General features: G+C 63.8%; 18 protein-coding genes. 1 reads left to right on the forward strand and 17 read right to left on the reverse strand.

Translation table 11 applies throughout. The annotated features are described in order from the left end of the window. Positions 1 to 470 precede the first annotated feature (470 nt). The 14 genes from BM397_RS03300 to BM397_RS03365 all read right to left on the reverse strand — a co-directional run bounded on the left by BM397_RS03300 (position 471) and on the right by BM397_RS03365 (position 11,570). Complete coding sequence (locus tag BM397_RS03300; protein WP_092421742.1) at positions 471 to 818, reverse strand: hypothetical protein; 348 nt, start codon at positions 816 to 818, stop codon at positions 471 to 473. 108 nt (positions 819 to 926) lie between these two features. Beyond that, complete coding sequence (locus BM397_RS28875) at positions 927 to 1,412, reverse strand: hypothetical protein (RefSeq protein ID WP_092421745.1); 486 nt, start codon at positions 1,410 to 1,412, stop codon at positions 927 to 929. 512 nt (positions 1,413 to 1,924) lie between these two features. Continuing rightward, positions 1,925 to 2,506, reverse strand: coding sequence for a hypothetical protein (locus tag BM397_RS03310; protein WP_092421748.1), 582 nt, complete (start codon positions 2,504 to 2,506; stop codon positions 1,925 to 1,927). A 361-nt stretch (positions 2,507 to 2,867) separates the two neighbouring features. Then, the gene (locus BM397_RS03315; protein WP_092421751.1) at positions 2,868 to 5,408 is read right to left on the reverse strand and encodes a DUF3987 domain-containing protein; all 2,541 of its coding nucleotides are present in this window, start codon (positions 5,406 to 5,408) and stop codon (positions 2,868 to 2,870) included. 119 nt (positions 5,409 to 5,527) lie between these two features. Further along, positions 5,528 to 5,755, reverse strand: coding sequence for a hypothetical protein (locus BM397_RS03320; protein ID WP_092421754.1), 228 nt, complete (start codon positions 5,753 to 5,755; stop codon positions 5,528 to 5,530). 32 nt (positions 5,756 to 5,787) lie between these two features. After that, positions 5,788 to 6,579, reverse strand: coding sequence for a YkgJ family cysteine cluster protein (locus BM397_RS29220; RefSeq protein ID WP_092421757.1), 792 nt, complete (start codon positions 6,577 to 6,579; stop codon positions 5,788 to 5,790). A 330-nt stretch (positions 6,580 to 6,909) separates the two neighbouring features. After that, positions 6,910 to 7,362 (reverse strand): hypothetical protein, encoded by a 453-nt coding sequence (locus tag BM397_RS03330; RefSeq protein WP_092421760.1) that lies wholly within the window; start codon positions 7,360 to 7,362, stop codon positions 6,910 to 6,912. A gap of 592 nt (positions 7,363 to 7,954) precedes the next feature. Further along, positions 7,955 to 8,704: a hypothetical protein gene (locus BM397_RS03340; protein ID WP_092421766.1), complete on the reverse strand. Its 750-nt coding sequence runs from the start codon at positions 8,702 to 8,704 to the stop codon at positions 7,955 to 7,957. A gap of 1 nt (position 8,705) precedes the next feature. Then, positions 8,706 to 8,993: a hypothetical protein gene (locus BM397_RS03345; RefSeq protein ID WP_092421769.1), complete on the reverse strand. Its 288-nt coding sequence runs from the start codon at positions 8,991 to 8,993 to the stop codon at positions 8,706 to 8,708. A gap of 2 nt (positions 8,994 to 8,995) precedes the next feature. Beyond that, positions 8,996 to 9,319 carry a hypothetical protein gene (locus BM397_RS03350; RefSeq protein ID WP_092421772.1) on the reverse strand — a complete coding sequence of 108 codons (324 nt, stop codon included), beginning with the start codon at positions 9,317 to 9,319 and terminating at the stop codon, positions 8,996 to 8,998. Positions 9,320 to 9,444: 125 nt separating this feature from the next. Beyond that, positions 9,445 to 9,621 carry a hypothetical protein gene (locus tag BM397_RS29225; protein ID WP_176806529.1) on the reverse strand — a complete coding sequence of 59 codons (177 nt, stop codon included), beginning with the start codon at positions 9,619 to 9,621 and terminating at the stop codon, positions 9,445 to 9,447. Further along, positions 9,618 to 9,959 (reverse strand): hypothetical protein, encoded by a 342-nt coding sequence (locus BM397_RS03355; RefSeq protein ID WP_092421775.1) that lies wholly within the window; start codon positions 9,957 to 9,959, stop codon positions 9,618 to 9,620. The genes BM397_RS29225 and BM397_RS03355 overlap by 4 nt, the downstream gene beginning before the upstream one ends. Beyond that, entirely contained in the window at positions 9,956 to 10,195 is a 240-nt protein-coding gene (locus BM397_RS03360) for a hypothetical protein (protein ID WP_092421778.1), read from the reverse strand. The genes BM397_RS03355 and BM397_RS03360 overlap by 4 nt, the downstream gene beginning before the upstream one ends. 181 nt (positions 10,196 to 10,376) lie before the next feature. After that, a complete protein-coding gene (locus tag BM397_RS03365) occupies positions 10,377 to 11,570 on the reverse strand; it encodes a tyrosine-type recombinase/integrase (RefSeq protein WP_092421781.1) in 1,194 nt (397 codons plus the stop codon). Positions 11,571 to 12,067: 497 nt separating this feature from the next. Between BM397_RS03365 and BM397_RS03370 the strand changes: the two genes are divergently transcribed. After that, positions 12,068 to 13,153: a cache domain-containing protein gene (locus BM397_RS03370; RefSeq protein ID WP_143015342.1), complete on the forward strand. Its 1,086-nt coding sequence runs from the start codon at positions 12,068 to 12,070 to the stop codon at positions 13,151 to 13,153. A 26-nt stretch (positions 13,154 to 13,179) separates the two neighbouring features. Here BM397_RS03370 and BM397_RS03375 read toward each other — a convergent pair whose 3' ends face one another. The 3 genes from BM397_RS03375 to cobA form a co-directional block, all read right to left on the reverse strand. After that, entirely contained in the window at positions 13,180 to 14,199 is a 1,020-nt protein-coding gene (locus BM397_RS03375; protein ID WP_092421787.1) for an LLM class flavin-dependent oxidoreductase, read from the reverse strand. 111 nt (positions 14,200 to 14,310) lie between these two features. Next, on the reverse strand, positions 14,311 to 15,078 hold the full coding sequence (locus BM397_RS03380) for an SDR family NAD(P)-dependent oxidoreductase (protein WP_092422407.1): 768 nt from the start codon (positions 15,076 to 15,078) through the stop codon (positions 14,311 to 14,313). An 81-nt stretch (positions 15,079 to 15,159) separates the two neighbouring features. Continuing rightward, positions 15,160 to 15,912 carry a uroporphyrinogen-III C-methyltransferase gene (cobA, locus tag BM397_RS03385; RefSeq protein WP_092421790.1) on the reverse strand — a complete coding sequence of 251 codons (753 nt, stop codon included), beginning with the start codon at positions 15,910 to 15,912 and terminating at the stop codon, positions 15,160 to 15,162. Positions 15,913 to 15,916: the final 4 nt, after the last annotated feature.

A 15,916-nucleotide genomic window follows, 5' to 3' on the forward strand; every position in this document is an offset into this window, starting at 1 on the left:
GGGTGCCCTCTCGCGGTGTCCGCGCTTTTCGGCCCTGAAACGCCGCACGTTGCCAGAATTTTGGCAACGTGCTCCGGAATATCGGCAAAAAGTCCGGACACGAGGATGCCGGGGGCGAGGACCGCTTGAGCTTGGCCATGTATGGCGCCCTGCCGGTGCTACCGCGTTTATGGGGGATAGTATCCCCCATTTCTTGCCTGTCTTTCTTCGGGCGCCCCGGACTTGGCCGACCACTGGCAGGTAGGAACTCGGCTTCCACGCGTCCCTGCCAAGCATGGACCTTCTTCCGGCCAGAGGCGGCGATCTCTGGAAGACAGAGTCTCGGCGATCTACAGATGGCGCGCCTCATGCGGCGGATGTCTTTGGCGTCGTGGTGGTTGCTAATGGTGCTATTCGCACCATTAGCAGATTGCTTCGGCTTGGAGTGCTGATTGCCGCCGGGGGCACCTTTCGGCTTGCCGGGTCCGGGGTCAGACAGAACGACGCGCTCGCGGGGACGTCGTTACGGCCAGCTTCAGACAGGCAGCCGCGACTTCGACCTCGTCGGGAACGTCGGGGAAGAACTCGCTGAGCCACGCACGGGCGTTGGGTACGTCGGGTGGCCGGGGTCCGTCCTTCCTCATATGCGCGAGCGCGGCGCTGCGGAGGAGATTCAGGATCGCGGCGGGACGGGTGATGTGGGGATCATCACGTTCGGCGCAGCGGGCCTGAAGAACTACGGCCACGTCGTCCAAAAGCTGATCGTTCCAGAAAACAAGTTCTTCCGGGGTGGTGAGGATGATTTCGATCAAGGTGTCAGTGGTCGCCTTCGGATGCATCCTCGCGCCTCTTGATCTCCTGCTGGACGCGCCTGAGGGCTTCCCGCTCCCGATCCTCTCGCTGGGCCTCATCGAGCCTCCGGACGCTCTGAGGAGGACGCTTGCGGGTCATACGTCGTCCCATTCTTCTTCGCCAGAGATGACTCCCGCGACCGCGTTGACCTTCTGAGCCCGGACGGCGCCGAACTCCGCACCCTTCAGCCCCAAGGCCTCGATGGCACTGCGGTAGTTGCGCCCGGCTGCCTCCGCCCGGCTCGATGCCGTCGAGAGCGACTTGATGTCCGGTGGGGTGTTCTTCGCGTTCCCCTCCTGAATGATCTTCTGCGAGATCGCGAACCACTGACTTTGCGTCTGGGCAGCCATGGCGGCGGCATCCGCTAGGCCGATGTCGGCGACGATGGTTCCCCGTGAGACGTGCGCCGCAGTGAGCAGATCGTCGCGAAGTCGTTTGAACTCTGGCCGGAGCTGCGAACAGGCCGAACTGGTCGGCCAGCTCGGACGGTCACCCCGCAGGGCCGGTGTCTTGGCCAGCGACGGGGACTCCCCCTTCGTTCGGGTGGCGGATGCAGGCGGTTTGCGTGGGGTGCGTGGCATTGATCTCTCCAGATAGGGGATCGGGGCGAGGTCATCTTAGGACAAACGGCAAGTTCCGGGCAAGATCGCAGGTCGTTTGGACTTCCGGAAGTGCGGAAATTGGTCAGAAGTGCTGACCGTTTTGGCCGGTATTAGGTCTGCGCCGAGCCCCCAGATGCGGTACCGAGATACCCCAACTGCCCGGAATCCCCACCCCCCGCCATGCGCGAACGACGGACCGCCCGCAGCCTCGGCGCTGGCAGAGCCACGGAGCGGGGCGAGATCGCATCGCTCGTCCATGGGGTGGTGGTGGGGTGGCCCGGACAGGAGGGGCTTATGAGCGCGGCTGATATGGGGCTGTCTGGCCGTGTGGCTCCCCGTTCCCCTGTTGCTGATGCAGGGGACAGGGAACCCGAGCGGGGCGCCGATGGATCGGGCAGCGAGGTGGACGCCGGGGGGATGGCGTCGGGCTGCCCGGTACGCCCCCGCTGCGCCGGGGGATACCGGGAGTCCCCCGCTCCGGAGCTGGTTGGTCAGCACTTGCCGAAGTCGATGTAGTAGCCGTCCTCTGCCATACCGTGCCAGCGGATACGCAAGCCGCGCTTGCCGAGCTGGTAGTCGGTCAGCGCCAGCAGAGGGCGCAGAAGCCGTAGATCATCAGGATGAATGTCCGGCCTGCCGTAGCCGATGTAGAGCACGTGGTGGTCAGTGAGGCCGGTGCCGATAGCCATGGCTGCCGGGCCGGTGGCGTGCTTCAGCAGCGAGACGTAGGTGTTGGCCTCGTGTCCGCAGAGAGGGGCATAGAAGCTGGAGTCATCATCCGGACGTCGGATGGGGCGTGGCACGTCGTTCAGCAGGATGACCTTCCCGTACTCGGGCACCGACACTTCCAGCGACAGATGCCCGTCGTAGAGCTGCAGCATCGAGAAGGACGTGAACCTGCCGATGGTGCAGTCAAAGGTTCGGGTGTCGGGTCCGAAGGAAAACCCGGACCCGCGCGGACGGTAGTCCTGCAGGGATGCCGGAGCGTCAGGGTAGCCGACGTAGCGCCCATCCCGAACGTCGGCGATGTCAGGCTCCATCTCTTCGGCGGTGGTGCTGTAGTGATCTTCCATCGTTCTCTCCTTTTGATCGCCGTCGCTCACGGTCTGAGGTGTGCCGTGCTCGGTCGGTGGTAATCGTCCGGATGCCGGGTGTCTTTCATGCCTTCCTCCTGTCGTTACGCCGTCCGATTTCCTCGATTTTGGGGGTCTGACGGGCCTCCTTACCCTCATTACGCAAGATTTCCCGTATCCCCCTATATATGTATGTGTGTTTAGCGCTAACGGTACGATTTCGGTGGGTAATGTGGGTAATCGTGGTAACGGGTAGGAAACCCCAGAGGTAAGAGAGGGAAGGTAGTAATAAATAACGTATATATATCATATACATACTATACCTACTTACCTACCTACCCGGCTCTCAGACCGTTACCCACTATTGGGAAATTTCCGAAAAGTGGCGGTAAACCTGCTCATACGCCTCGTCCGGTATCATCGCGAGCACGGCGTCACCGTGCCCAAAGACGCCATCCGGGGCGGGCATGAGCACTCCTTGGGCCATCCAGTAGTCCAAAGCGGCCCGAATTTCGCGCCCAGCGCACCGCCTGCGTAACAGCCGCCCCAATACCCACGGGGCGATGAACCCTCGCTCCGCGAGAGGTCGGATGCGCTGATCACTGGTGGCACTCGGGTCATGCGCGAGCTTCAGGATGATCTCCGCGACAGCCTCCCGCGCCGCCAGCTCAGACCTTGCGGCGGCGCTCGTGGCACCTCGGGTAATGTGGGCGCGCCGGGCGACGAAGTCCCGCATGAGGGAGTCCACCAGCCGCATCGCATAGGTGACGTGAGCCTCGGTGATCTGCAGCGGGGCGCCCAGAGGTTGTTCCGTGATCGACGCGAGCGCGAGCAGTCCGGCGATCTTCGTTACCTGCAGCGCGTAGCGTGCGGCGAGGTCTTGCAGGTTCTCGTCCCGCGACAGTTCCTGCTCTTTGGCTTCCACCATTACCCGCAGCTCGTGGGGAAACTCGATCCGCCGGGCTGACCGGGCAAGACCGATGACGCCGATCTCGGTGAACTGGCTTTGCACCTCTCCGCTCGACATTCCCAGATTAGTCATGCGGTGCTGCGCCCGTGTGCAGCCTGAGGTCGCGATTTTATCCAGCCCTTCCGCAAGCTCGATGCCGGGGCTTCCGACGTAGTCATGCCCGGCGGGCTGGAACGGCAAGCGGTCCTTGTCGTCCTCGAACATGAACAGGTGCCGCGTAACGAAACCGTTGGTAACCATGGTTGGTGTCAGCGCCAGTTCCTCCGGCGTCGTCATACCCAGCACATTGAGATAGGGGCAGTGAACCGGCGGCTTGCTCTTCTTGGAGTCCGACCGCCCGCCGAACCTGTAGCTGCCGCAGGCTTCCGGCCAGACCTGCATGACATAGGACAGGCTGTCCTTGATCCTTCGGTCTGGTCTATCGCTGCACACGTTCTGCAGAAGGAGGCCATATTCATCGAGATCGAGCAGAAGCGCCGGAGCCGGGTTATCCATCGAGAACGGACGTCCGGGGCGTACCTGCGGACTGAGCGAGTTCAGCAAATCCTGATGAATACCCTGAGGGGACTCCAATGTGCCGCTCCCCGGCGTCTCGGAGATCACCCCGGCGGTCTTTGCCAGCCCCAGAAGGTGCGACTTCCCCGCGCCGCTGACCGCCACCACGACAATCGCCATATTGAGCGGCGTCGGACGGTTACCCGACATGACCACATACTGGTTACGCGCCGCGATGGACAACGCCGACAGAGCCGTCATGAGCGCGCCCCCCGGCGTCACACGCTTCATCCCCGACAGTGCGAACTCGGCGAGCTTTCGGGTAAACGGACTCGGCGCCTCCTCGATTGCCCATGTGTAATCTGTCATCGCCGGGACTTCGTCGGTGTCGGGCAGTTCCAACATCCTCAAGGCGGCAACGCGGTCCCGTTCCAAGGACTTGATGACCTCCTCGTTGGCCTCCTCGCGTTTGGCTTGGGCCTCTTTGGCCTTCGCCTTCATCCGCAGAACAGCCTGCCTGATCTGGTGTATCGCCTCGTCCTGATCGAGGCTGTTGTCCTGCTTCTGGTAATCGTTACCGAATTTTTTGACCGCGTTCGCGGTCCAGCGCGGCACCTGCTTCATCCGGTCTGTCACCCTGGACTCCTCGGCCTGCGAGTTGTGCAGCAGCACCATCAGCTCCTGCTCGATCTCATCGGGAAGCATGTTGGTAGTGCGTGCCCAGTGGGCCGACAAAAACATGGCAGGTTCGTGCAATGCCAGTCCTGAGAGGATGTGCTCCTTGGCGATCTCGACGTCTTTGGCACCTCCGTAGCCCAGCAGGTGACCTGCAACACCGCTGGAGGCCGCGTGCTCCCGCATCCGCTCGGCGCCACGGTCGATGATCCCCTGCGCCTCTACAATGTCCAGCGGCCCGCCGTAGTGGTGCCCCGTGAGCGTCACGAACTTCGTCTGCGAGTAGTAGAAGCCGACCGATCCGACCTCGTTGCCGGAACCAATGTCCTGCGGGATGGTCCCGAGCAGCAGCCCCCGGATGCCGATGCCGGACGGGGATCGTTCGAGGTAGCAGTCCGGGGCGCCGACGATCAGGCTGAGACTTTCCCGCATCACGCCCCTGAGTGACAGCGCCTCGTCGAGGTCCATCGCCACGACGCCAGCACGACCGGGCACGATACCGATCCCCACCCCAAGGCGCTGGGCAGCCTCTATGGCCTCCTCCAGCGTCAGCCTGCCCTGTTGAGAGGCCGAATTGCCCGTGGTGGGGATAGACCCATCGACGGGGCTGCAGGGCATCTTGTCGAGCCTGCCGCCTCGCTGGACGGCGCGCCAGCAGAGGAACGCCCTGCAGTTCGCGATGCTGGTCAGCACCTTCCGCAACACGGCGGCGTCGAAATCCGTGGGCGCCGGGGTGAAGCGATTGCTGGTATCTAGCGACATCAGTGTCTCCTCTCTTGAGAAAGAGGACGTCTCGGCCTACCATCAAAGTGTTGTAGGGGCGACTGGGGCGTCCTCGAAATGAAGAAAGGGCGGGCTGAGCAGAGCCCGCCCTTTGCCTTTCAGTCCTCTTCCGCCTGAAGTGCGAGTGCGTGCGCGATAGCCTCTTCCATGCTCACGATACGCGCGCTCGTGTAGTACCCATCAGAGGTTACTATGGTGACCCACCCGTCAGTGAAGACGAAGAGGTCGCGGCCATGCGCCGCATAGCCCATCACGATCAGGCGCTCGTCAGCCGATGCTTCGCCGCCAACCATGACTTGGGACGCGTGGAATACTCTTGGTTTCATTTCTGCATATCCTTCGGTTCTGGAGTTGGTGATCAGAGTTCGGCCAGAGTCTTCCATTCGTCGTCGCCCTGCCTGTAGACGCGGGAGATGGTGAGCGCTTCGATGAAGTCGGCGCCACTGAGTACCAAGTTCGAGAAGGTGGTCAGATCGAAGCGGGCATACTCCTCGCCAATGGCCTCGGCGAGGACAGGCAGGAACCAAGGCAGCTTCGCGAAGGCCGTTATTCGGATGGACGATTGCGCCGGGTCGACTCCACGTATCGAGTTCTCCTCGCAGAGGTCACGGTTCGTGGAGAAATAGCCTCGGCAGATCGTGGGGCGGTTCGCATAAACGCGACACGTCAAGGTCTCAGGATCAAGAGCCGGGCAGGCTTGAGGGTGCCAGTCCGCGCCGTTACGCGCGCCGCGCAGCGCCACAAGGTCGTGGTACATCCTTCGAGCTTCAAAGAAGGTGAGAATGATCTTCCCTACCCTGATGATGCAGCAGAACGCGCAACCTGCGTGACAGGACTTCCTGAATGTGAGGTCCATATCTTCCTGCGTCAGATGGAGAGTTTCTTCCGCCGTCTTGACAAGGAACTCGCCTGACACGACGACTCTCTTCAGGCGCTTGATATCGCCGTCAAATTCCGACTTCAGGAAAGAAAGCCCCTCCACCGCAGCTCGGACCAAGCGCTTGGGGATGGAATCGTAATCGTCACCATCAACGGCGTAGATCATACGCGAGCAGAGGTCGTCCCACGGGTCGAGCCGGTGTCGTTTTGCCTGACGCCGCGCCTGAGCGCGCCGTTGCTGTCTGGTCATATTGTCGAGTTGTCTATCCATCGCCACGGCTTTCTGTTGCCGTGCCCGCCGCTACGATGCTAAGAAAGACGTGCTGACACACGTCTTTCGTGCATCGCTGCCACGAGCACGAGATTACTTGGGTAGAGCCGTCCTTAGGGGCGGCTCTTCTCGTTCAGTCCTGCCCGGTGGCTAAACCGGGCGCCGTCGTGGCAGCGGCCCAACCACCCTACAGTCTCGACTTGTGATCGCGCAATGAGCTATCGTTTGTGTGCCAGCGGTGAACTTCCCCAAGCCTCACCCATGGCGGCGCCCGGTGTTTGTAGCGGTACTTGGCCGGGCGCTTCACGGAGCGAAACCGGCAGCGGCGTCCTAGATGATGTTTCTGGTGTTCCTGACGATCCTGTCGTTCAGCGCGATACGCCAGTCCATCTGCTTGCCGCTGAGCTTTCGCTTGCGGCAGGTATCGAGCAGGAAGTCCCGCTCACGGGTGCCGATCCAGCCGTGCCGGAAGGCGTAGTGGATCAACGCCTCGTTCGGCGCGCTCGTGCTGTCGAACTCGATGCGCTTGTAACCGGCCAGAAGCGTGCTCGTGTCGATCCCCAAGAACTCGTTGACACAGACATTTCCGACGACAGTCATCCTGCCGTTCAGGCGGTTCTCGATGACGCACTGGTCAGTGATCGGATGGTAGGTGCAGAGGCAGGTGCCGTTCTCCTCGCGTATGATGTATAGGAGGCGCCACTCGCGCTTCGCCTCCTCCCAGATGTCGGCCACGGAGAGCGCGGTGATCTCTCTCATGAGGATGTCCTTGTAGTGGCTCATATCGCTTTCCTCTCGGCGGTCATGTCGGTCTCCTTGAAATACGATGGGCAGCAGCCCTGCAGCGCGGACTGCAGAACTTGGCATCTGACCTGATGGGGCAGAAAATGAGGCCACACTGGATGCAGGGTTTGCAGGATCGTGGCTTGGCACGGCTCTTGCGCTTGCCGTAGGCCCACTCTGCCTTCGAGTACCGTCGGCGCGCCTCCCGGCACCTCGTCGAGCAGAACTTGCTGCCGGATGTAACCCTCAGGGCCATGTCGGTGCTGCACCACCTGCAGGTGCCGGTGCGGAACAGGCAGAGCAATTGGGACTGTAGCTGCTCAAGGCCCAGCTTCTCGACGATAGGGGTCCAGAGGCTGATGTCGGTCGCGATGTAGCCGGTGCCGTAGTCGCTATCGGTCAGCAAGGTGATCCCTGACCTGCTCACTATCGGTGCAGCCAGTAGAAGCAACTCCCCCCAGTGCATCCTCAGGACCACGTCATCAGGTTCGACTACGTGCATTGCATTCTACCCCGCATCCGTACTGTTGAAGAACGGATGCGGGGTAGACCAACTACGTGGAGTACCATGTCTACCTCGCAGCCGTTCATGTCAGTCTTCTCCAAGATGGGCGTCGAACATCAGGGGCCAGCGCGCCTCTGCGGCGCAGATGCCCTGATCGAGAGCGAGCTGGCGATAGGCCGTCTGATCGTCGTCAAGCTCCTGCCAGCCAAGGAAGGTGCGGGCAGTCAGCGCCGGGATCGTGCCACTGTCGCCCCGGCGCGGCGCTCCTGAGGTCGAGACGATCCAGAGGCCTTCCGGGTGCGGAATACCGAAGGTGTGCCTGTCCGGGTCCGGACACCCCCGAGCGTTGGCGTGAGCATCGAGGACTTCGCGATCTGCAAGCAACCTGTAGGCTTCCTCGTCCAGCTTGCCGAGCAGGTTGATGCGGGGATCACCGGCACCACCCCGCTCGATCCAGCGCTGAACGGCGTGGCGCTGGAAGAACACGCCGTCCTCGCGGGTGCACTCTCCGAACTGGTCACGGCAGGACAGGAAGTAGAACAGCGTATCGACCACATACTCGCGTCCGGTGTCAGAGATGGTGACCACGTTCGTCCGGTCCGCCTGCCGCCAGAGGCACATGACGTAGGGCGCCTTGCGGGTGCCGATCACCTTGGCCTGCACCACACCGTCGGAGCGCCGCAGACGCCCCACGATGCGGCTCAGAGCCTTGAGCGAGGCGCCGGTGCGGTGGGTGTAGGCCGGGACGATCCGGCGCACCACGGAGGCCTCGTTGATCGCCCGGAGCGCGAGCCCTCGGGCGAGAGTGGCACGGGCAGTCTGAGCTGACATCTCCATGTCAGTCCTCGCCTCCGTAGGTGATCAGCGCCATGTGGATGCTCTCGCGATCCTCGTCTTCCATCTCGATCAGCTCGGCCTGCGCTTCGCTCAGCGCGTCGATGGCGTTCGCCAGACCGTGAAGCGCATTCGCCATGAGCGTGAGCGCCCGTGCCGCCTTGCGGTCGTCGGCCTCTTCAGCGCGTGTGGCTGCCTGCTCATAGGGATAGGCACGGTCCCGCAGCTCGGACGTCTCCGCCTCCTTTTCCTTGAAATGCTGGATGATCTCCCAAGCCTCGGTGGCGTTCATGGTCAGCTCCCCGTGATCTTCCGCGCGTCCAATTCGTCGCGCAGGACGTAGAAGCAGGCCTTGCCGACGGCTTGGAGCTGATGGAGCGTCAACGACGTGAAGCCGCTCATGACCTTGAGCCGTTGAAGGTCGTCGAGATCGGCAGTCTCGGGAAGCAGCGTGCTTTCCCAGACGACATGCAGATATCCGTATGCCGGGTGGCGATGGCGCAGGATACGCGCCGCCTTGAGCAAAGATGCCCAAAGCTCGGCCTTGTCTCTCGGCGCCACGTCGAACGAGCGGCCCAAATGGTCGTATGCGATCTTGCGTTCTTTGTTGGTAATCATGGATCAGTCCTCGCGGTTGGTGCCGCGCACGGGGAAGCCGGTCCCGTGCTGCGGCGCGCACGGGTCGGCTGAGGGGCGGTGTGGAAGTGGGCTAGGTCGGCGTGGCTGGCGCCGATACTGCCCGGCTAGACGCCGGTCAGTTTCATGATGCCGATGATCGCGGCCACCAGAGCGGCGCCAGCGCCGACACAGGCGCCGATCACCTGTACCGGCAGCCAGCGGCTACGGGCGAGACTATGGACCGCGTCCGCATAAGCCTGTGCAGCCTCTGCGGCCAATTTGGCTTCCTCGCGCTCGGTCATGCCAGCACCTCGATCAGATCAGCATCAGAAAGGAAAAGACCTAGATCGTCGCCCATGGCGTTGATCCGGTCCCCTAAGACTTGGGCGTAACGGTCGAGGGCATCCCGAGACTTGGGATCAACGCAACGTGCAAGCGCCGCCTGTACTCTCTCGTATTGCCGCTCATAGCTGCCGAGCAGTCCGACGATGGAAAGGTTGATCTCCTCGTGCCCCTCCATCAACGTCATCGGGTTGAACGGATTGTCGATTTCGACCTTGGCCGGACCCTTGAGCTTATCGAAACCCTTGAGGTCGAACGCGCCATTGATGCCATGCAGGCTCGTTACATTGCCGGTCATGCCAGCGCCTTCCAATCCTCGCCGAGCAGGTATGCCCGGACCTGCTGCGCGTTGACCTCGTGGCGCCCGAAGAACTTCCGCGTCTTCGGCGCCCGGCCAGATTTCGCATAGCGCAGGTAAGTATCCGTCTTGCACGGCAGGAGACCTTCCGAACCATCCTTGGTCCGGCAAACAAGTCCAAGCCTGACCCAACCCTGTTCGGGAAGTTCGTCAATCGTGGTGATCCGCTTTTCCATCTTCCGTCCTTTCGTTGTGTAGGACAGAACATGGATAAGCTCGGATGATTCCTCAATCCAACTAATTGAAATAACTAAATAAATAGGAGCTACTGCCCCTAGAGCACAACTGTGATCCCCCGATCCTAGGACGGCTGGAATCGTCCGATGTTCCAGCCGCTTGAGATACATTCCGTCGGTACTATGCGACCTGACGTGACGTTGCGTCACTTTCGCGCAGCCGGTCGAGATAATCGGCCCATGCGCTCAGCATCTCCCGGCGCTGCGGCAGAAATGCGCTGCGGTCGTAGGCCCGGCCAAGGCTCTCCGGACTGCCGTGGCTGAGCTGCGCTTCGATCACCCTCTCCGGGTATCCCAAGACCTCGGCAAGCATCGTCCGGCCCGTGGCGCGCGAGCCGTGGGCGCTATGGCGCCCCTTCCAGCCAGCCTTGGCCAGCACCTTCGAGGGCAGCACGTCGGAGACGTAACCGCTCTTTCCGGTCGAGGCGAAGACGTAGACGTTCTGCCGGTGGCCGGGGTCCAGCGTCCGCAGGATCGCCACGGCCTGCTTGGGCAGCGGGGTGATCAGCTCGGCGCTGACTTTCGTGATCGGCACCCGCCAGAGCCCGGCGTCGAGGTCCACGTCGGCCCACTTCATCGCTCGGACCTCGCCGGGGCGCTGGAGGGTCAACAAGCAGAGCCGAATGATCTCCCGGCCCGCGCTCGGTCCCTCGTCCTCGATATCGCGCAGCAGCTCACCCAGATCGTCCGGGGTCGTGACCGCCGGGCGGTGCGCTGTCTTCGGCGCCTCGGGCAGTGCGGCGATAACGTCTGCGGAGACGTCACGGTCGCAGAGCTGGAGCGCCAGTGCGTAGCGCAGGACTTGGCTGATCATCCCCCGGACCCGGTGCGAGGTATCAATCGCCCCACGGCGCTCGATAGGCGCCAGCGCCCGGAGGATGTCCCTCGGGGTGATGTCGCGCGGGTGGGTCGAGCCAAGGATCGGCAGGACATCCTTTTCCATGCGGTTCCGGAAACGCTCGACGTGGGCCTCCACCTTCCGGCCTTCCATCTTCGCGGCGATGAACTTCTCGGTGATCGCCCGGAAGCTCTCCTCGTCCCCGCTGGTGGGCCTGTCGGCGTGGAAGGCTGCCGCCGGGTCGATACCCCGCGCCTTGCCCTCCTGCAGCTCTGCAGCGGCTCTCCGGGCCTGTACGGGGGACATCGCCGGATAGTCGCCCAGAACGAGCTGCGCGTCCTTGCCATCACGCCGGAAGCGCAGCCGCCAGAGCTTCCGCCCGCTCGGTTTGATGACGAGATACAAGCCGCTGCCATCCGCGATCCTGAACTCCGATTTCTTGGGCTTCAGTGCCTTGATCTGTTGCGCCGTGAGCATGTCCAACCGTGTCCAATCCGTGTCCAACTTTTGACCGGAACTGTGTCCAACGTCGCTCTCGGTCGAAACCGATATAGGAGCTTATAGTCCTATTTTACAAGGGTTTCATGCGAGTTTGTCCGAGGTTGAAAATATGGATCAGGTAGTTGCCGGGCCTACCAACTCCCGCCGACACTCCCCCATCTCATGCCGGCCGAGCGGTGCTTACCTGCACCCTGCCCGGCTCCCGCCAATTCGGCACCTTCTGCCGCTCTTGTTGTCGCCCTGACGACAGTTGCGCCATCGAAGTGTCGCCTTGCCGACATTACAACACATTCGCTCAACAATCATTTACCTCAAAGGCGCATTTGACCCAATTCCGCCACAGTTCAATCACAGTTTTTCCCCGCCTCACTCCTAACAATTCATTAACCAAGATCGCGTGCCTGGCGACCCGCCTCCGGACCCGCCGACGCTTCGCGACTTGGGGTAGAAGTTGAAAGTGGAAAGGGTCACCAATGCCGGATCGTCTTGATCGTCACCCGAGGATGAACACCTCCTTTCTCGGCGTTCTTGGCTTTGTCCTTGTCGCCGCCACCGCCGCCGCGATCTTCGGTGTTCGCTGGCAGGCGCAGGAATACCAGGTGAGCCTGCAGCGCGAGCTCGGCCTGCGCGGCGCACAGGCACTGGCGCAGACCTTCAACAAGGCGATCAGCCGGGAATGGGACTCGCTGCGCGCCGTCGCCGCCCGCACCGCCTACGCCGAGCCCGCCGAGATGCAGGACTTCGCCAATGCCGTGGTGCGCGCCGGTGGCCAGATTGCCTGGGCCGGCTTCGCCTCGCCCGACGGGGTGATCATCGCGGGCTCGCGCAACGAACGCATCGGCCAGGACGTCTCGCACCGGAACTGGTTCCGCGCCGGCTTCAGCGGCGAGACCGTCGGCACCGCCTATACCAAGAACGAGGGCACGGACGAGGAACTCAGCCTGATCAACCTGTCGATGCCGGTGAAGGACAGCTTCGGCAACACCCAGGCCGTTGCGGTCTACAGCGTGCGCATCTCCTGGGTCGCCGAGTACATGGCCGAGGCGGCGCACGAGTTGGACCTCAGCGCGATGATCCGTGACCGCAAGGGGCAGACGCTTGTCGACACACGCCCCGAGGCAGGCACCGACCTGCCCGCGCGGGTCGAGGGGATGATCCTCGCCGGTCGCCCCGACGCCGACCGTACCCGGTTGCACCGCAGCGATGCCGGCCACCTCTACGCCGTGCTGCCCAACTTCACCCTCAACTCCATGCCGGGCTTCGGCTGGACACTGATCGTCGATGTCCGCGCGGACACGTTTGGCGCCGCCTTTCCGCAGTTCGTGAAGACCATCAACATGATCCTCGTCGCCATCGGCGTCAGCGTGCTGGTCGCCACCGTGCTGCTCTTCCGCTACCTCACCCGCCCGTTCCAGCGTCTCATCCGGACCGCGACGGCGCTGGCGGATGGCCAGATGGTCTACCCGCGCGAAGAGCAGAGCACCCGCGAGAGCATGCTCCTGTCGGCGGTGCTGGCGCGGCTGCAGACACAGATCCAGTCGCTGCGCGCCAAGCCCTAGGCCAGGCGCACAGCAAGGGCCTCAGATCAGGCGCAGCGTTCGGTCGCTGCGCCTTTTTCCTGTCCGAGCACCTCGGCGGCGATCTCGAAGCTGCGCAGCCGTGCCGCGTGGTCGTGGATCATCCCCGTCAGGATCAACTCGTCCGGCTGGTAGCGCGCGATCAGCGCCTCAAGCTCTTCGCCCACCTTGTCGCGATCCCCCGCCGCAGAGATGCGCAGCGCCGAGTTGGCCGAGGCCAGGAAACGTGGATCGGTCTGCGCCGAAATGTCGACCACCGGACGCGGCAGCCGGCCCGGACGCCCGGTGCGCAGGTTGATGAAGGCCTGCTGCTGCGAGGATTTCAGGCGGATTGCCTCTTCGGTGCTGTCCGCCGCCCAGACGTTCGCCGCCAGCATGAAACGCGGCGCGCGGGTGATGCCCGGCTGGAAGCGCGTGCGGTAGACGTCGATCGCCTGCTCCAGCGCGTCAGGGGCGAAATGCGAAGCGAAGGCATAGGGCAGCCCCAGGTGCGCCGCGAGCTGCGCACCGTAGAGCGAGGAGCCCAGCATCCAGACCGGAACATGGGTGCCCTCGCCCGGCACGGCGATCACCGACTGGTTTTCGTCGGCCTCCTGGAAATAGCCGAGCAGCTCGATCACATCCTCGGGGAAGCGGTCGGCGGCGGTATTGAGGTTGCGGCGCAGCGCCATGGCGGTCACCTGATCGGAGCCCGGCGCGCGTCCGAGACCGAGGTCGATGCGCCCCGGGAACAGCGTCTCCAGCGTGCCAAACTGCTCGGCGATCACCAGCGGCGCGTGGTTGGGCAGCATGATGCCACCGGCGCCGACGCGGATGGTCTTCGTGGCCGCTGCCACCTGGCCGATGACCAGCGAGGTCGCCGCCGAGGCGATGCCGCGCATGTTGTGGTGCTCGGCCAGCCAGTAGCGCTGGTAGCCCCAATCCTCGGCGTGACGTGCCAGGTCGAGCGTATTGGCAAGCGCCTGCGCCGGGGTGCTGCCCTCGGGCACCGGCGAAAGGTCGAGCAGGCTGAAGGGAATGCGGGTCATGCGGGCACCTCTAAGTCGTGTTGGTGCCAGATATAGGTGCCGCCCGCCCGCACCGTCACCCTGCGCAGGCGCACAAAGGATCAATATCCCTGTGCGCCTGCACAAATCCGATCAGCGCGCCGCCATGCGGATCGCGCCGTCGAGGCGGATCACCTCGCCGTTCAGCATCGGGTTCTCGACGATGTGCTGCACCAGCGCGGCGTATTCCGCCGGATTGCCGAGCCGCGCCGGGAAGGGCACCTGCTGACCGAGACTGTCCTGCACCTCCTGCGGCAGCCCCTGCATCATCGGCGTCAGGAATAGCCCCGGCGCTATGGCGCAGACACGGATCCCCAGCGAGGCCAGATCCCGCGCCATGGGCAGGGTCATGCCCACCACGCCGCCCTTCGAGGCCGCATAGGCCACCTGCCCCACCTGCCCCTCGTAAGCCGCCACAGACGCGGTGTTGACGATCACCCCGCGGTTGCCGTCGGCGTCCAGCGGCGCGTTCTTCGCCATCAGCGCCGCCGCCTGCGAGGCGACGTTGAAGGTGCCCGTGAGGTTGATCGCGATGGTCTTCGCAAAGACCGCCGCATCGTGCGGCTCTCCGCGCGAGACGGTCTTGGCCCCGGGCGCAATGCCCGCGCAGCTCACCGCCACGTGCAGCGCGCCCTCGGCCTCAGCGACTTTAGCCAGTGCCGCAGCGACGCTCTCCGGGTCGGTCACGTCGGTCTCGATGAACCGCCCGCCGATCTCCTGCGCCGTGCCCGGGCCGCGTTCGGCGTCCTTGTCGAGCAACGTGACCCTTGCTCCGAGCCCCGCCAGCCGTGTCGCGGTCGCCGCGCCAAGTCCCGAGGCGCCGCCGGACACCACGGCCACGGTTCTGTCGTCGATCTGCATGAAATCCTCCACTTTCTCCTCGGGCGCGAGATGACCGCAGCCGGGGCGCCGCGTCCAGCGCGGCAGCGAAGGGACGTTGCGTCAGAGGGTCGGTTCACGCTCTGCCGCGTCGAGCACCGGGGTGGCCAGCGCGCCATAGAGGATCATCACCACCGCCCGGCTCGGCGCCTCGCGGAGCGCCTCGGCCAGTTCGGCCACGGTCGAGGAAACCATGCGTTGCCCCTCCTTGCTGACATTCTCGGCCATCAGGGCCGGCGTCTCGGGTGGCATACCGGCGGCGATCAGCCGCTCGGCCAGCTTCGAAAAGGTCCGCCGCCCCATGTAGAGGCAGGTCACCGCCTCGGGGTCCGCCAACGCGGCCATGTTCATCTCTTCGGGCAGCGCCCCCGTCACGTCGTGGCCGGTGACGAACTGCAGCCGCCGCGCGGTCAAGCGGCGGGTCAACGGCATGGCAGCAGCAGCAGCAGCAGCAGAGGCCGAGGTCACCCCCGGCACCACCTCGAAGGGCACGCCCGCCTCGGTCACCGCCGCGATCTCTTCCTCCAGCCGGCCGAAGATCCCCGCATCGCCGGACTTCAGCCGCACCACGTGCTGCCCGGCCAGCGCATGCTGCACCAGCAGAGCGCTGACAAACTCCTGCTTCGGTGAGGGACACCCCGCGCGCTTGCCCACGGCGACCATCTCGGTGCCTTCCCCGCAAAGCTCGAGGATCGGACCGGAGGCGAGATCGTCGTAGAGCACCGCATCAGCCCTCTGCAGGCATTTCAGCGCCCGCACGGTCAACAGATCGGGGTCGCCGGGACCGGAGGAGACAAAACTGACAAAACCGGACATGGGG

It is taken from the genome of Alloyangia pacifica, assembly GCF_900116195.1.
Taxonomy (GTDB): Bacteria; Pseudomonadota; Alphaproteobacteria; order Rhodobacterales; family Rhodobacteraceae; genus Salipiger; species Salipiger pacificus.

What these genes read in the sequence shown, in the direction of transcription:
- BM397_RS03300 (WP_092421742.1), bottom strand. Translation starts at nt 818, where the DNA reads ATGCATCCGAAGGCGACCACTGACACCTTGATCGAAATCATCCTCACC.
- BM397_RS28875 (WP_092421745.1), bottom strand. Translation starts at nt 1,412, where the DNA reads ATGCCACGCACCCCACGCAAACCGCCTGCATCCGCCACCCGAACGAAG.
- BM397_RS03310 (WP_092421748.1), bottom strand. Translation starts at nt 2,506, where the DNA reads ATGGAAGATCACTACAGCACCACCGCCGAAGAGATGGAGCCTGACATC.
- BM397_RS03315 (WP_092421751.1), bottom strand. Translation starts at nt 5,408, where the DNA reads ATGTCGCTAGATACCAGCAATCGCTTCACCCCGGCGCCCACGGATTTC.
- BM397_RS03320 (WP_092421754.1), bottom strand. Translation starts at nt 5,755, where the DNA reads ATGAAACCAAGAGTATTCCACGCGTCCCAAGTCATGGTTGGCGGCGAA.
- BM397_RS29220 (WP_092421757.1), bottom strand. Translation starts at nt 6,579, where the DNA reads ATGGATAGACAACTCGACAATATGACCAGACAGCAACGGCGCGCTCAG.
- BM397_RS03330 (WP_092421760.1), bottom strand. Translation starts at nt 7,362, where the DNA reads ATGAGCCACTACAAGGACATCCTCATGAGAGAGATCACCGCGCTCTCC.
- BM397_RS03340 (WP_092421766.1), bottom strand. Translation starts at nt 8,704, where the DNA reads ATGGAGATGTCAGCTCAGACTGCCCGTGCCACTCTCGCCCGAGGGCTC.
- BM397_RS03345 (WP_092421769.1), bottom strand. Translation starts at nt 8,993, where the DNA reads ATGAACGCCACCGAGGCTTGGGAGATCATCCAGCATTTCAAGGAAAAG.
- BM397_RS03350 (WP_092421772.1), bottom strand. Translation starts at nt 9,319, where the DNA reads ATGATTACCAACAAAGAACGCAAGATCGCATACGACCATTTGGGCCGC.
- BM397_RS29225 (WP_176806529.1), bottom strand. Translation starts at nt 9,621, where the DNA reads ATGACCGAGCGCGAGGAAGCCAAATTGGCCGCAGAGGCTGCACAGGCT.
- BM397_RS03355 (WP_092421775.1), bottom strand. Translation starts at nt 9,959, where the DNA reads ATGACCGGCAATGTAACGAGCCTGCATGGCATCAATGGCGCGTTCGAC.
- BM397_RS03360 (WP_092421778.1), bottom strand. Translation starts at nt 10,195, where the DNA reads ATGGAAAAGCGGATCACCACGATTGACGAACTTCCCGAACAGGGTTGG.
- BM397_RS03365 (WP_092421781.1), bottom strand. Translation starts at nt 11,570, where the DNA reads ATGCTCACGGCGCAACAGATCAAGGCACTGAAGCCCAAGAAATCGGAG.
- BM397_RS03370 (WP_143015342.1), top strand. Translation starts at nt 12,068, where the DNA reads ATGCCGGATCGTCTTGATCGTCACCCGAGGATGAACACCTCCTTTCTC.
- BM397_RS03375 (WP_092421787.1), bottom strand. Translation starts at nt 14,199, where the DNA reads ATGACCCGCATTCCCTTCAGCCTGCTCGACCTTTCGCCGGTGCCCGAG.
- BM397_RS03380 (WP_092422407.1), bottom strand. Translation starts at nt 15,078, where the DNA reads ATGCAGATCGACGACAGAACCGTGGCCGTGGTGTCCGGCGGCGCCTCG.
- cobA (WP_092421790.1), bottom strand. Translation starts at nt 15,912, where the DNA reads ATGTCCGGTTTTGTCAGTTTTGTCTCCTCCGGTCCCGGCGACCCCGAT.